This is a genomic window from Streptomyces sp. NPDC051109 (assembly GCF_044455885.1).
Classification (GTDB): Bacteria; Actinomycetota; Actinomycetes; order Streptomycetales; family Streptomycetaceae; genus Streptomyces.
The window spans coordinates 131,576-145,531 of sequence record NZ_JBITFF010000015.1; the positions used below are offsets into that span (position 1 = coordinate 131,576).

Genomic DNA, 13,956 nt, shown 5'->3' on the forward strand with positions numbered 1-13,956 from the left:
GCATGCCCGCGCGGCGGCAGCAGACGGCGCCCATCCGCTCGTACGACACACGCCACGAGGTGCTTCCGTGCGCTCTCTTCCCGCTCGTCCCACCCGTCCCACCCGCCGCGCCGTGCTCGGCGCCACCGCCGCCCTCGCCGGATCGGGGCTGCTCGCCGCCTGCTCGGACGGCTCCGGCATGGCCGGCGGCTCCGGCATGGACCACGGCTCCATGAACCACGGCGGCCCCTCCCCCGCCGCCTCGCCGGGCGGGTACGTAGACCCCGCCGGGCCCGAGGTGCAGGCCGCCGAGGCCGCCCGCAAGGCCACCGGACCGGTCTCCGAGGTCAGGCTGACCGCCACCGCCACCCCGCTCGACCTCGGCGGCGGGCTCAGCGTCCGCTCCTGGGCGTACGGGGACCGGCTGCCCGGCCAGGAGGTCCGGGTCACCGCGGGCGGCACCCTCGCCCTGACCCTGGCCAACAACCTCCCGCAGGCCACCTCCCTGCACTGGCACGGCCTCGCCCTGCGCAACGACATGGACGGGGTCCCGGGCCTGACCCAGCGGGACATCGCGCCGGGCGGATCCTTCACGTACCGCTTCGCCGTCCCGCACCCGGGGACGTACTGGTTCCACCCGCACTCGGGGGTCCAGCAGGACCGCGGCCTGTACGCGCCGCTCATCGTCGAGGACCCGAAGGAGCCCCTCTCGTACGACGAGGAGTGGGTGGTGGTCCTCGACGACTGGGTCGACGGAGTGGACGGCTCCACCCCGGACGCGGTCCTCGCCGAACTCCGCAAGGGCATGGACATGGGGGCGGGCGGCGGACACGCCGGCCACGGCGGCGCCGCCGCCCCGCAGGCCTCCGCCCCCGAGACCTCCACCCCGCGGACCCCGGCGGCGGGCGGCGCGCCCTCGCGGCTGCTCATGGGCGGGGAGAGCGACGTCCTCGGCAAGGACCCGGGCGACGTCGCGTACCCGTACTACCTGGTCAACGGCCGGACCGCGCAGGACCCGTCGGTCTTCACCGCCAAGCCCGGCGACCGGATCCGGCTGCGGATCGTCAACGCGGGCGGGGACACCGCCTTCCGGATCGCCCTCGGCGGTCACGAACTGACGGTCACCCACACCGACGGCTACCCGGTCGAGCACGCGAGGACCGGCTCCCTGCTGCTCGGCATGGGCGAGCGGTACGACGTCCTGGTCACCGCGCAGGACGGGGTGTTCCCGCTGACCGCGCTCGCCGAGGGCAAGGGCGGGTCGGCGTCGGCGCTCGCCCTGCTGCGCACCGGCCCCGGTACGGCGCCCACGGCCGCGACCCGGCCCGCCGAACTGAACGGGACGCCGCTGACGGCGGACCGGCTGCGGGCCGCGGAGCCGGCCGTACTGGCGGCCCGTACCCCGGACCGCACGATCGGGATCGAGCTGACCGGGGGGATGGCGAAGTACGACTGGGCGTTCGACGGCAAGCCGTACACCCCGGACCGGCGGCACCCCGTGAAGGCGGGCGAGCGGGTCCGGCTGGAGTTCCACAACTCCACAACGATGTGGCACCCGCTCCACCTGCACGGACACACCTTCGCCCTCGGCGGCGGCGCGGGCGGCGCGCGCAAGGACACCGCGCTGATCCTGCCGAAGGGGAAGCTGACGGTGGACTTCGACGCCGACAACCCCGGGCTGTGGATGGCGCATTGCCACAACGTGTACCACTCGGAGGCCGGGATGATGACGGTACTCGGCTACCAGCGGTAGCCCTCCGCGGGGAGTTCGGTCCCCGGCCCCCGGCCCGTCCCGGGGCCGCGGGGCCGGGGACCGGCCGGGGGCCAAACCCCTTTGGAGCCGTACGGGCCGCATGGCAGGCTTGGTGATCACCGCGCACACCACTCCCCGTGAGGACTCCCGCCAGGTATGAGCACGCCCCCGAACCAGCCCGACAGCCCGTCCGGTCCGCCGGCGGAGCCCGCGGGCACGCCCATACCGGTGCCGGCCTCGGAGACGCCCTCCGCGCCCGAGCCGGCCCAGCCGCTCTCGCTCCGGAAGACCCCGGAGCCCACGCCCGAGCCGACGCCCGAGCCCCAGCCCACGGCGGAGCCGGCCCCCGCCCGGGCCCCGGCCTCGGCCCCGGCCGCCGAACCGCAGGCCGCCGCGCACTCCGAGCCGGCCCCCGCCGACGCCGCCCCGGCCCCCGCTCCGCAGCCCGAGCCCGCGACCGCACCCCCGCAGGCCGCCGCCCCCGCGCCCGCCTCTGCCTTCGCACCGCCCGCGCCCATGCCCCCGGCCGCCCCCTCCTTCAGCGCGCCGGCGGCGCCGGTACCGCCCGGCGGCGCCTGGGGCGCCCACCCCGGTGCCACCCCCGGCAACCCGTGGGGCACGCCCCCGCAGGCCACCACCAACGGCTTGGCCGTCGCCGCCCTCACCCTCGGCATCGCCGCCGTGGTCATCGGCGTGATCCCCTTCATCTTCTGGGCGGGCGCCCTCCTCGCCGTGATCGGCACCGGCATCGGCATCGGCGCCCTCGTCCGGGCCTCGAAGGGCGCCGGCCGCAAGTCGATGGCCGTCACCGGCACGGTCCTCGCGGTGATCGGCCTCGGCTCCTCGGTCGGCGGCCTCTTCCTCACCGGCCTCGTCGTCTCGAAGGTGACCGACGCCAAGCTCAGGGAGGGCTGGGAGGTGCCGGACGACATCGACGGCAGCCTGCCGCCGGTCCCGAAGTCGTCGCCGACTCCGATACCGACGCCCTCGCAGGTGCCCGGCATCACTTCCCCACTGCCGTTCGGCGAGACGTACACGTACCCGAACGGCATCAAGGTGACCCTCTCGAAGCCGAAGGAGTACGTCACGAAGAACAAGTACTCGACGGTCGAGAACGCGGTGGAGTTCACGCTCACCATCACCAACGACTCCACCGAGACCCACAACGTCATCTACGCGGTGCCCAACGTCCGCGACGACAAGGGCATGACCGCCAAGCTCGCCTTCGACGGCGGCGACGCCCCGAAGATGATCAGGGGCGACATCCTGCCGGGCGAGTCCGCCAGCGGGATCCTGGCGTACGAGGTCCCCGAGGGCACCGACCACCTCTCGGCCGACATCTCCCCCGGCATCCGGCTGCCCAGCGCGAAGTTCAGCGGCTCGATCGGCTGACCGGAACACGGCGGAAAACACTGCGGAAAACACGGCAAGCGGCACGGCCCCCAGGACATCGCGTCAGAAAGACGATTACACTGGGCCCGTGCCTCAACTTCGCCTCGCTCTGAATCAGATCGACTCGCAGGTCGGCAACATCGCCGCCAACGCCGACTCGGTCGTCCACTGGACCCGGCACTCCGCCGAGCAGGGCGCCCACCTGGTGGCGTTCCCGGAGATGATGCTGACCGGGTACCCCGTCGAGGACCTCGCCCTGCGCGCCTCCTTCGTCGAGGCCTCCCGCACCGCGCTGCGCGAACTCGCGGAGCGGCTGGAGGCCGAGGGCTTCGGCGGACTGCCGGTCGTCGTCGGCTACCTCGACCGTACGGAGCACGCCGTCCCGCGGCTCGGCCGCCCCGCCGGGTCCCCGGAGAACGCGGCCGCCGTGCTGTACGGCGGGAAGGTCGCCCTCCGGTTCGCCAAGCACCACCTCCCCAACTACGGCGTGTTCGACGAGTTCCGGTACTTCGTGCCGGGCGGCACCCAGCCGGTCATCCGGGTGCGCGGCGTCGACGTGGCCCTCGCCATCTGCGAGGACCTCTGGCAGGAGGGCGGCCGCGTCCCGGCCACCCGCTCCGCCGGGGCCGGCCTGCTGATCTCCGTCAACGCCTCCCCTTACGAGCGCAACAAGGACGACCTCCGCCTCGAACTGGTGCGCAAGCGGGCCAAGGAGGCCGGCTGCACCCTCGCCTACCTGGCGATGATCGGCGGCCAGGACGAGCTGGTCTTCGACGGGGACTCGATCGTCGTCGACGCCGACGGCGAGGTCATCGCCCGCGCCCCGCAGTTCTCCGAGGGCTGCGTCCTCGTCGACCTCGACCTCCCGGCCGCCCGCCCCGACGCCCCCGAGGGCCTCGTCGACGACGGGCTGCGGATCGACCGCGTGATCCTCTCCGAGGAGCCGGTGGAACCGTACGAGCCCGTGGTCACCGGCGGGTACGCCGACCGCCTGGACGACGACGAGGAGATCTACGACGCGCTGGTCGTGGGGCTGCGCGCGTACGTCAAGAAGAACGGATTCCGCTCCGTCCTGATCGGGCTCTCCGGCGGCATCGACTCGGCGCTCGTCGCCGCCATCGCCTGCGACGCGATCGGCGCGCAGAACGTGTACGGCATGTCGATGCCGTCGAAGTACTCCTCGGACCACTCCAGGGGCGACGCCGCCGATCTGGCCGACCGGACCGGCCTGAACTTCCGGACCGTGCCGATCGAGCCGATGTTCGACGCGTACATGGACTCGCTGGGCCTGACCGGCCTGGCGGAGGAGAACCTCCAGTCCCGGCTGCGCGGCACGATGCTGATGGCGGTCTCCAACCAGGAGGGCCACATCGTGCTGGCCCCGGGCAACAAGTCGGAGCTGGCCGTCGGCTACTCCACCCTGTACGGGGACTCGGTGGGTGCGTACGGCCCGATCAAGGACGTCTACAAGACGGACGTCTTCCGGCTCGCCCGGTACCGCAACAGGGCCGCGGCCGAGCGCGGCGAGACCCCGCCGATCCCGGAGAACTCCATCGTGAAGCCGCCGAGCGCCGAGCTGCGCCCGGGGCAGGTGGACACGGACTCGCTGCCGGACTACCCGGTGCTCGACGCGATCCTGGCGCTGTACGTGGACCGCGACCAGGGCATCGACGCGATCGTCGAAGCCGGCTTCGACCGCGCGCTCGTCGCCAAGACCCTGCGGATGGTGGACACGGCGGAGTACAAGCGGCGCCAGTACCCGCCGGGCACGAAGATCTCCGCGAAGGGCTTCGGCAAGGACCGCCGGCTGCCCATCACGAACGGCTGGCGCGAGCACGCGTAGCCGCTGCCGCCGGGGTCGAACGGCGGAAAGGGGCCCCGCCGCCGACGCGGGGGCCCCTTTCTCACCCGTACGGGCGAACGGAACGTACGGGCTACTGCTTCACGGTCAGCCGCGCGGCGACCGGCAGGTGGTCGCTGCCGGTGCGCGGCAGGCTCCAGGAGGCTTCCGGCTTGATCCCGCGGACCATGATCTGGTCGATGCGGGCCATCGGGAACTGGGCCGGCCAGCTGAATCCGAAGCCGTCGCCCGCCGCGCCCTGGGTGGAGCGCATCTGCGAGGTGACGTCGGACAGGGACCGGTCGTTCATGGTGCCGTTGAGGTCGCCGAGCAGTATGACCTTCTTCAGCGGTTCGGCGGCGAGCGCGGAGCCCAGGGCGGCGGCGCTGTTGTCCCGCTGGTTGGCGGTGAAGCCGGCGTTGAGCTTGACCCGCACGGACGGCAGGTGGGCGGCGAAGACGGCGATCTTGCCGTGCGGGCTGTCCACGGTGGTGCGCATGGCGCGGGTCCAGCCCATTTTGATGTCGACGGGAGCGCTGGAGCTCAGCGGGTACTTGCTCCACACGCCGACCGTGCCCTCGACGGAGTGGTACTTGTACCCGCCGGCCAGGGCCTGCTCGTAGACGGGGACGGCGCTGCCCTTGAGCTCGGTCAGGGCCAGTACGTCGGCGCCGGACCCGGCGATCTGGGCGGCGGTGCCCCGCGGGTCGGGATTGTCGGCGTCGACGTTGTGGGTGGCGACCATGAGGTTGCCGCCGGATCCGGACTTGTCGAGGACGAGGCTGCCGAAGAGGTTCACCCAGACGACGCCCGTCAGCAGTATCGCGATCAGCGCGGTCGCCGACTTGCGCACGACGGCGGCGGCGAGCAGGAGCGGTACGGCCAGGCCCAGCCAGGGCAGGAAGGTCTCGGTGAGGCTGCCGAGGTTGCCCACGTCGTTCGGCAGTTCGGCGTGGAAGATCATGACCAGCGAGATCAGGGCGGCCAGGGCCGCGGTCACGATCCCGCGCCGCCAGATGCCCCGGTCGCGGCGCAGCCCGGCCAGTCGGCGCCGGAGGCGGGATCCGGAGGGCTCGGGCTCCGAGCCGCCGTTCCCCGTCTCCGTCATGTACGCCTGTGCCATGCCACTGCCCTCGCTGCCGTGCTCGCGCTCCGTCCCCGCACCTTGACCCTAGGCGATCGACGGAGCCTTCCGTGCCGTTGTTCCGGCCGTACGTCCGGGAGGACGAACGGCCGTGTGGCCGAGGTTCCGCTTGTCACGAAACGCGCACATTGCCTCCCGCGCGCGCCGAACCGCCGGTGAGGGGACCATGAGAGGGCCAAGAGGGGGCCATGAGGGTGCAGGGAGCGCTCCTCGCGTGCGACAGGAGTGTGACGCACGGGTCCTCTCACCACTTTCGCCACGGCCCTGGCAGGTGCCACCATGGTGGTGAGTCCGGGGACGCCGTAAGGGCGCCTCGAGATGACATCAAGGAGCAGTTGCAATGACGCATGCCGTTTCGCCTGCCCGCGAGACCGCCTCCCCCACCCTGTACGGAGGCACGGGCACCCGGCGGATCACCGTCCGCGACCTCAACCTCGCCAAGGAGCGCGGCGAGAAGTGGCCCATGCTCACCGCCTACGACGCGATGACGGCGTCCGTCTTCGACGAGGCCGGCATCCCGGTCATCCTCGTCGGGGACTCCATGGGCAACTGCCACCTCGGCTACGAGAACACCGTCCCCGTGACGATGGACGAGATGACCATGCTGTCGGCGGCCGTCGTCCGCGGCACCAGCCGGGCCCTGGTCATCGGCGACCTGCCGTTCGGCTCGTACCAGGAAGGCGCCGTGCAGGCGCTGCGCAGCGCCACCCGCCTCGTGAAGGAAGCCGGTGTCGGGGCCGTGAAGCTGGAGGGCGGCGAGCGCTCGCTGCACCAGACCGAGCTGATCGTGCAGTCCGGCATCCCGGTCATGTCCCACCTGGGCCTGACCCCGCAGTCCGTGAACGCCATGGGCTACCGGGTGCAGGGCCGCGGCGACGAGGCCGCGCACCAGCTGCTGCGCGACGCCAAGGCGGCGCAGGACGCGGGCGCCTTCGCGGTGGTGCTGGAGCTGGTCCCGGCCGAGCTGGCCGCCGAGGTCACCCGGTCCCTGCACATCCCGACGGTGGGCATCGGGGCCGGCGCGGAGTGCGACGCGCAGGTGCTGGTGTGGACCGACATGATGGGCCTGACCGGCGGGAAGATGCCGAAGTTCGTGAAGCAGTACGCGAACCTGCGCGCCACCATGGGCGACGCGGCGAAGGCGTTCGCCGAGGACGTGGTCGGCGGGACGTTCCCGCAGGCCGAGCACAGCTTCCACTGATCGGTTGGTACCGGACCGACGGCCCGCCGACGCCACGTCGGCGGGCCGTCGGTTTCCGGCCGCCTTCCGGCCGGCTCCCCGTCGCTCGGCTGTCGGTCGTCTGTCGGTCGGCTGTCGGTGCGTTGTCGGTGGCGGATGGTCCCATGGCGGACATGACGCGAAACGACAAGAATCCCGTGAACGGCTCGCACGCCGTCGAGGTACGGGGGCTGGTCAAGCACTACGGCGAGACGAAGGCGCTGGACGGGGTCGACCTGGACGTCCGCGAGGGCACGGTCCTCGGTGTCCTGGGCCCCAACGGCGCCGGCAAGACCACCCTCGTGCGCTGCCTCTCCACCCTGATCGTCCCGGACGCCGGGACCGCGACCGTCGCCGGCTACGACGTGGTCCGCCAGCCGCGGCAGCTGCGCCGCACCATAGGCCTCACCGGCCAGTACGCCTCGGTCGACGAGAAGCTCTCCGGCTGGGAGAACCTCTACATGATCGGCCGGCTGCTCGACCTGTCCCGCAAGGACGCCCGGTCCCGCGCCGACGAGCTGCTGGAGCGGTTCTCGCTCACCGACGCCGCCAAGAAGGCCGCGATGAACTACTCGGGCGGCATGCGCCGCCGGCTCGACCTGGCCGCTTCGATGATCGGCCGCCCGGCCGTGCTCTACCTGGACGAGCCGACCACCGGCCTCGACCCCCGCACCCGCAACGAGGTGTGGGACGAGGTGCAGCGGATGGTCGCCGAGGGGGCCACCGTCCTGCTCACCACCCAGTACATGGAGGAGGCCGAGCAGCTCGCGAGCGAGCTGACGGTCATCGACCGGGGCAAGGTCATCGCCAACGGCAAGGTCGACGAGCTGAAGGCCCGGGTCGGCGGCCGGACCTTGAAGATCCGCCCCGTCGCCTCGTCCGACCTGCCGGGCATGGCCCGCTCGCTGGCCGAGGCCGGTCTCGACGGGGTCGCCGGTTCGCAGGCCGTCCCGGACGAGGGCGTGCTGCTGGTCCCGATCCTGAGCGACGAGCAGCTGACCGCCGTGGTCGGCCTGCTGGCCGCCCGCGGGTACGCGATCGCCGACCTCGGCACGTACCTGCCCAGCCTCGACGAGGTCTTCCTGGCCATCACGGGCCAGCGGCCCGCCTCGGTCGAGGACGCGCAGTCCACCGAGCAGAACGAGCACGACGAGCAGACCAAGGGGGTCGCGGCATGAGCACCGGAACCACGACGAAGCCGGTTGCCGCGGCGGCCGAGGCGGCAGCGCCGGCGCCGTCCGCGACCGCGTCCGGCGAGGGCCGGATCGGCCTGCGGGCCAATCTGCGGCACATCGGCGCCCTGGTGCGCCGCAACGCCCTGCAGATCAAGCAGGACCCCGAATCGATGTTCGACGTCCTGTTCATGCCGATCATCTTCACGCTGCTGTTCGTGTTCGTCTTCGGCGGTGCGATCTCCGGCAAGGGCCAGCAGGAGGCGTACGTCAACTACGTCGTCCCGGGCCTGATGGCCATGATGGGCATGAACATCGCCATGGGTGTCGGCACCGGCGTCAACGACGACTTCAAGAAGGGCGTGATGGACCGGTTCCGGTCCATGCCGATCGCCCGGTCGTCGGTCCTCATCGCCAAGATCGTCGTCGAGCTCGGCCGCATGATGGTCGCCATCGCGATCCTGCTCACCGTGGGCTTCATGCTCGGCCTGTCGATCAAGACCTCGGTGTTCGACCTCCTGCTGTCCATCGGCCTGTCGGCGGTGTTCGGCGCCTCGCTGATGTGGATCTTCATCCTGCTCGGTCTCACCATGAAGACCGCGCAGGCCGTGCAGGGCATGGCGATGCTGGTCCTGATGCCGCTGCAGTTCGGCAGCTCGATCTTCGCCCCGCCGTCGACCATGCCCGGCTGGCTGCAGTCCTTCACGGACTACAACCCGCTGTCGAACCTGGCCGACGCGGCCCGCGGCCTGATCAACGGGGGTGCGGTCGCCCACCCGGTGACGGTGACCCTGATCTGGTCGGTGGCCATCACGGCGGTCACCATGCCGCTCGCCGTCCGCAAGTTCCGCCAGAAGACCTGATCCGGGCCGGTCGGTCCGTTCCGGATCGCGTCCCGGACGGGCCCCGCACGGGGGCCGGATCAGATGAGGGCGGCGGCCTCCTCCAGGGTGAGGCCGCCGCCTTCGGCGTACGCCGCCCCGTACGCGGCCTCGCCGAGCGCGGCGCGCGTCAGCTCCTCGGCGCGGGCCGCGTCCTCGCGTTCCGTGCTGACCGGGAAGTGCTGGGCCGGCAGGTGGGCCCGGTACGCGCCGAGCAGCCGGGCGGCGTCGTGAGCGTGGCGTCCGCCGCCGAGGCTGGCGTGCGAGAGGGCCGCCGTCAGCAGGTACACGGCGGGCATCTGCGGGGCGACCATGAGGGCGATCGGATCCCGGGCGGTGCCCATGGCCTTCCGGAGATGGGCGAGGGCGTCCGCGTATTCGCCGCCCTGGTTGTCCAGCCAGGCCATCGTGCCGAGCAGGAACCCGTCGAAGATGGCGAAGGCGCCCAGCGCGAACTCCTCGCGCAGCCGCCGGAGCTGCCGGCGGGCTTCGGGGATGCGGCCGGTGCGGCCGTAGACGCCCGCGAGGAATATCCGCGCGGCCGGCATGGCCTCATTGCCGTAGGTGAGGGGTTTGTCCAGGATCCCGGTGAGGATCTCCTCGGCCCGGGCGACCTCGCCGCTCTCGACGAGGGTCCCGGCCATCCGTACGCGCAGGACCGTGACCTGGGACAGGGCGCCGAGCCGCTCGGCGTGCTCGATCGCGGACCGGAAGTCCTCCGTCGCCGCCGCGTACTCGCCCCGCTTCTCGCGGGATTCGGCCCGGGCGGAGAGGGCTTCGGCGCAACCCCAGTCGTCGCCCAGCGACTCGAACAGGGCATGGCTCTCGTCGGCGTCGCGGGCCGCGTCCCCGGACCAGTCGGCCCGGTTGGCCAGCACGTTGGCGCGCACTTGGAGGGCGGCGGCCAGCTCCCAGCGATAGTCCAGCTCCCGGGCCGTGTCGACGGAGGCGTCGAGGACCTGCCGGAGCAGATCGGGGTCCCCGGCGATCATCACGGCGTAGATCCACAGGCCCCCGGGGGTCCGGCAGGTCTGCGGCAGGCCGGGCCGGTAGGCGGCGACGACCCCCTCGATCTGGTCCCGGACCTCGGGCGCGGTCCAGCTCTCGTTGGTCTGGTCGCGGGAGGCGAGCTGGATCAGCCGGATGCCGCGCCAGGCCTCGGTGAGCAGTTCCCCGCTGTACGGCGGGGGCGTGTCCACGAGCTGTGCGTACACCGGCTCGGCGGGGACGACGGGCGCGCGGAAGGGGTCGGGGATGAGCGCGCCGGCGGCGTTGGACCAGTGCCGTGACTCGGTGCGCAGGTCCTGCATCGACCAGTACCAGGCGAGGGAGTGGACGAGGCAGAGCACCTCGTCGGTGTCGCGGGCGGCGATGGCGCGGCGCAGCGCGGTACGGAGGTTCTCGTACTCGGTGGCGAACCGCCCGGTGGCCTCGCGCTGGCGGCGGCCGCGCAGCAGCGGCTCCGTGGTGCGGGCGAGTTCGCGGTAGTACGTGAGGTGGCGGCGCTCGGTGGCGGCGCGGTCCCCGGCGGCCTCGGCGAGCCGCTCGGCGGCGTACTCGGCGACGGTCTCCAGGAGGCGGTAGCGCATGCCGGTGCCGTCGGGGCCGGGTGCGGCGACGACGAGGGACTTGTCGACGAGGGAGCCGAGGAGGTCCAGGACGTCGGGGGTGCCGGGGTCGGCGCAGACGGCTTCGGCGGCGGCCACGTCGCAGCCGCCGGCGAAGACGGAGAGGCGCCGCAGGACGGTGCGCTCGCTGTCGTCGAGCAGGTCCCAGGACCAGTCGACGACGGCGCGCAGGGTCTGCTGGCGCGGCAGGTGGGTACGGGCGCCACCGGTCAGCAGCCGGAAACGGTCGTCGAGGCGGTCGGCGATCTGGCGCGGGGTGAGCAGCCGCAGCCGGGCCGCGGCCAGCTCGATGGCCAGCGGCAGCCCGTCGAGGCGGCGGCAGATCTCGGCGGCGGCCTCGGGGTCGTCGTCGGTGCGGAACCCCGGCCGGGCGGCGGCCCCCCGGTCTCCCAGGAGCCGGAGCGCGACGGGGTCGGGCAGCGGCTCCACCGGGCGCAGGAACTCGCCCGGCACGCCGAGCGGTTCTCGGCTGGTGGCCAGGATCCGGACGCCGGGGCAGCGGGCGAGGAGCTCCTCGGCCAGTTCGGCGGCGGCGCCGACGACGTGCTCGCAGTTGTCCAGGATCAGCAGCATCCGCCGCCGGGCGCAGTGCTCCGCGAGCCGGTCGAGGGGCTGGTCCCCCGCGCGGTCGGTCAGCGCCCGCAGCTCCTCGGCGGCGCCGCCGCGCAGCTTGGTCTCGCGTGCGCCGAGCGCGGTGAGGGCGGCCTCGGCGACGTCCTCGGGGTCGTCCACGGGAGCCAGCTCCACGAACCACACCCCGTCGGGCCAGGCCTGGGCGGCGTGCTCGGCGGCCTCCTGGGACAGCCGTGTCTTGCCCGCCCCGCCGGGCCCGAGCAGGGTGACGAGCCGCGCGCGCCCGAGATCCGCGCCGATGACCCGGATGTCCCCCTCGCGCCCCACGAAACTGGTCAGCCGCGCCCGCAGGTTCCCCGGCCGCGCGCATCCGAGCCCGCCCGCCGGGCCGGAAGCCGGGGTGGGGGTCGGGTCCGGGGTCGGGGTCGGGGTCGGGGTCGGGGTCGGGGTCGGCTGCGCCGCCTCGGCCGGGACGCCGGAGGTGCCGCCCTGCCCGGGGGCGGCCGGGGTGCCCGGGCCGGGGGCCGGGGCGGAGTGCGGGGTCAGGAGTTGGGCGTGGAGGGTGCGCAGGGCCGGGCCCGGGTTCGTGCCCAGGCGGGCGGCCAGGTCCTGCCGGACGGCTTCGTAGGCGGCCAGTGCCTCCGCCGGGCGGCCCGTGTCCCGCAGGGCCTGGATCCGCAGGGCCTGGAGCGGCTCGTCCAGCGGGCGCTCCCCGCACAGGACGGTCAGCTCCGGGAGGGCCCGGTCGGCCTGGCCCAGCGCCAGGGCCGACGCGAGCCGGCCCCGGCGGGCCTCCAGGCGTACGGCCTCCCAGCGGGCCGACTCGGCCGCCGCGTCCGGCAGGTCGGCCAGCGCCGTGCCGCGCCACAGCCCGAGGGCCTCGTCGTACAGGGCGGCCGCCTCGGCCGGGTCCTGCGCCGCGGCGCCGGCCCGGGCGAGCCGCTCGAAGCGGTACAGGTCGACGTCCTCGCCGGCCGCGACGAGCAGGTAGCCGCCCTCCACCGAGCGCACCGCCCCGTGTCCCAGCGCCCTGCGTAGCCGGCCCACCAGCGCCTGGAGCGCGGCGGGCGCATCCGCCGGGTGGTCGCCGTCCCACACCTGCTCCACCAGCAGGTGCACCGGCACGGCCCGCCCCGGGCGCAGTGCGAGAGCGGTCAGCAGCGCCCGCAGGCGCGCTCCGCCGACGGCGACGGGGCTCCCGTCGTCGCGGCTGGCCTGGGCAGTGCCGAGAATCGCGTAACGCACCGGCCCATTGTCGCTGGCCCGGGGCCCGGCCCCGTACTCCTTTTGGCCCCCTGCGCGGGGTAGGTTTCGCCGCATGGGTCATCAGGGCAGCCGCAGCGAGCGGCAGATCAGTTCCGTATTCCTCGGCATCTTCGCCGTCATGGCGGTCACCGGTTGGGCCGTGTGGACGGGGTACTCGACGAGCACCGGGCTCGCCGTGTTCCTCTTCGTCACCTCGGCCTGGATCGTCTCGCTCTGCCTACACGAGTACGCGCACGCCCGCACGGCCCTGCACAGCGGCGACCTCTCGGTCGGGGCGAAGGGATACCTGACGCTGAATCCGCTGAAGTACACGCACGCGCTGCTCAGCATCGTCCTGCCGGTGATCTTCGTGATCATGGGCGGGCTGGGCCTGCCCGGCGGCGCGGTGTACATCGAGCGCGACCGGATCCAGGGCCGCTGGAAGCACAGCCTCATCTCGGCGGCGGGACCACTGACCAACGTGGCGTTCGCGGTCGTCTGCACGGCGCCGTTCTGGCTGGACGCCCTCGACGGGGTCCCGATGGCGTTCCGCTTCGCGCTGGCCTTCCTCGCGCTGCTGCAGGTCTCGGCGGCGATCCTGAACTTCCTGCCGGTGCCGGGCCTGGACGGCTACGGGATCATCGAGCCCTGGCTCTCGCACCGGATCCGCCGCGAGGTCGCGCCGCTGGCGCCGTTCGGGCTGATCGCCGTCTTCGCACTGCTGTGGATCCCGGAGGTCAACGGGTACTTCTTCGACGTGGTGCGCAACCTGTTGTCCACGCTGGGCGTGTCCGACCTGGAGACCTACTGCGGCCGCGACCTCTACCGCTTCTGGCAGGACACGAACGGCTTCTGCACGGCCCCGCGGTAAGCGGCCCCGCAGCGGGCCGAAGCCCTATCCCGCGGAACGCGCCGCCTTCTCCGCCTTCGCCTTGCGCAGGTAGAACCAGGCCATGTTCGAGGTGAGCCCGGCCAGCAGCACCCACACGATCCCCAGGAAGCTGCCCTCAACGAAGGCGACCACGGCCGCGGCCACGGACAGGACGCAGACGACGACGGCGAACACGGCAAGGCGGGGCATGGGGAACAGCTCCTCGGAAACACGGAACGGGGTCGAGCCCCACCAGTGT

The 13,956-nt window shown here is 73.0% G+C and carries 10 protein-coding genes; 7 read left to right on the top strand and 3 right to left on the bottom strand.

Annotation, left to right across the window (positions count from 1 at the left end; all coding sequences use genetic code 11):
- The first annotated feature begins 67 nt into the window (after positions 1-67).
- The 3 genes from ACIBAD_RS26065 (at position 68) to ACIBAD_RS26075 (ending at position 4,967) form a co-directional block, all read left to right on the top strand.
- Positions 68-1,732 (top strand): multicopper oxidase family protein, encoded by a 1,665-nt coding sequence (locus ACIBAD_RS26065; RefSeq protein WP_398908792.1) that lies wholly within the window; start codon positions 68-70, stop codon positions 1,730-1,732.
- A 156-nt stretch (positions 1,733-1,888) separates the two neighbouring features.
- Positions 1,889-3,124 (top strand): hypothetical protein, encoded by a 1,236-nt coding sequence (locus ACIBAD_RS26070; RefSeq protein ID WP_398908794.1) that lies wholly within the window; start codon positions 1,889-1,891, stop codon positions 3,122-3,124.
- 88 nt (positions 3,125-3,212) lie between these two features.
- On the top strand, positions 3,213-4,967 hold the full coding sequence (locus ACIBAD_RS26075) for an NAD+ synthase (protein ID WP_398908796.1): 1,755 nt from the start codon (positions 3,213-3,215) through the stop codon (positions 4,965-4,967).
- A gap of 91 nt (positions 4,968-5,058) precedes the next feature.
- Here the strand turns inward: ACIBAD_RS26075 and ACIBAD_RS26080 are convergent, their stop codons facing one another.
- Positions 5,059-6,087: an endonuclease/exonuclease/phosphatase family protein gene (locus tag ACIBAD_RS26080; protein WP_134075195.1), complete on the bottom strand. Its 1,029-nt coding sequence runs from the start codon at positions 6,085-6,087 to the stop codon at positions 5,059-5,061.
- 361 nt (positions 6,088-6,448) lie between these two features.
- Between ACIBAD_RS26080 and panB the strand changes: the two genes are divergently transcribed.
- The 3 genes from panB (at position 6,449) to ACIBAD_RS26095 (ending at position 9,362) form a co-directional block, all read left to right on the top strand.
- Positions 6,449-7,309, top strand: coding sequence for a 3-methyl-2-oxobutanoate hydroxymethyltransferase (gene panB, locus ACIBAD_RS26085; protein WP_398908798.1), 861 nt, complete (start codon positions 6,449-6,451; stop codon positions 7,307-7,309).
- 143 nt (positions 7,310-7,452) lie between these two features.
- Complete coding sequence (locus ACIBAD_RS26090; RefSeq protein ID WP_134075197.1) at positions 7,453-8,505, top strand: ATP-binding cassette domain-containing protein; 1,053 nt, start codon at positions 7,453-7,455, stop codon at positions 8,503-8,505.
- Positions 8,502-9,362 (top strand): ABC transporter permease, encoded by an 861-nt coding sequence (locus ACIBAD_RS26095; RefSeq protein WP_134075198.1) that lies wholly within the window; start codon positions 8,502-8,504, stop codon positions 9,360-9,362. Before ACIBAD_RS26090 ends, ACIBAD_RS26095 begins: the two co-directional genes overlap by 4 nt.
- Before the next feature lie 59 nt (positions 9,363-9,421).
- Here ACIBAD_RS26095 and ACIBAD_RS26100 read toward each other — a convergent pair whose 3' ends face one another.
- Entirely contained in the window at positions 9,422-12,901 is a 3,480-nt protein-coding gene (locus ACIBAD_RS26100) for an AfsR/SARP family transcriptional regulator (protein ID WP_398908801.1), read from the bottom strand.
- On the opposite strand from ACIBAD_RS26100, the gene ACIBAD_RS26105 reads away from it, so the two are divergent.
- Entirely contained in the window at positions 12,900-13,697 is a 798-nt protein-coding gene (locus ACIBAD_RS26105; RefSeq protein ID WP_398908803.1) for a site-2 protease family protein, read from the top strand. The genes ACIBAD_RS26100 and ACIBAD_RS26105 overlap by 2 nt on opposite strands.
- Positions 13,698-13,721: 24 nt before the next feature.
- Here the strand turns inward: ACIBAD_RS26105 and ACIBAD_RS26110 are convergent, their stop codons facing one another.
- Positions 13,722-13,907, bottom strand: coding sequence for a hypothetical protein (locus ACIBAD_RS26110; RefSeq protein ID WP_134075201.1), 186 nt, complete (start codon positions 13,905-13,907; stop codon positions 13,722-13,724).
- Positions 13,908-13,956 lie beyond the last annotated feature (49 nt).

What these genes read in the sequence shown, in the direction of transcription:
- ACIBAD_RS26095 (WP_134075198.1), top strand. Translation starts at nt 8,502, where the DNA reads ATGAGCACCGGAACCACGACGAAGCCGGTTGCCGCGGCGGCCGAGGCG.
- ACIBAD_RS26090 (WP_134075197.1), top strand. Translation starts at nt 7,453, where the DNA reads ATGGCGGACATGACGCGAAACGACAAGAATCCCGTGAACGGCTCGCAC.
- ACIBAD_RS26100 (WP_398908801.1), bottom strand. Translation starts at nt 12,901, where the DNA reads ATGCGGCGAAACCTACCCCGCGCAGGGGGCCAAAAGGAGTACGGGGCC.
- ACIBAD_RS26110 (WP_134075201.1), bottom strand. Translation starts at nt 13,907, where the DNA reads ATGCCCCGCCTTGCCGTGTTCGCCGTCGTCGTCTGCGTCCTGTCCGTG.
- ACIBAD_RS26080 (WP_134075195.1), bottom strand. Translation starts at nt 6,087, where the DNA reads ATGGCACAGGCGTACATGACGGAGACGGGGAACGGCGGCTCGGAGCCC.
- panB (WP_398908798.1), top strand. Translation starts at nt 6,449, where the DNA reads ATGACGCATGCCGTTTCGCCTGCCCGCGAGACCGCCTCCCCCACCCTG.
- ACIBAD_RS26105 (WP_398908803.1), top strand. Translation starts at nt 12,900, where the DNA reads ATGGGTCATCAGGGCAGCCGCAGCGAGCGGCAGATCAGTTCCGTATTC.
- ACIBAD_RS26070 (WP_398908794.1), top strand. Translation starts at nt 1,889, where the DNA reads ATGAGCACGCCCCCGAACCAGCCCGACAGCCCGTCCGGTCCGCCGGCG.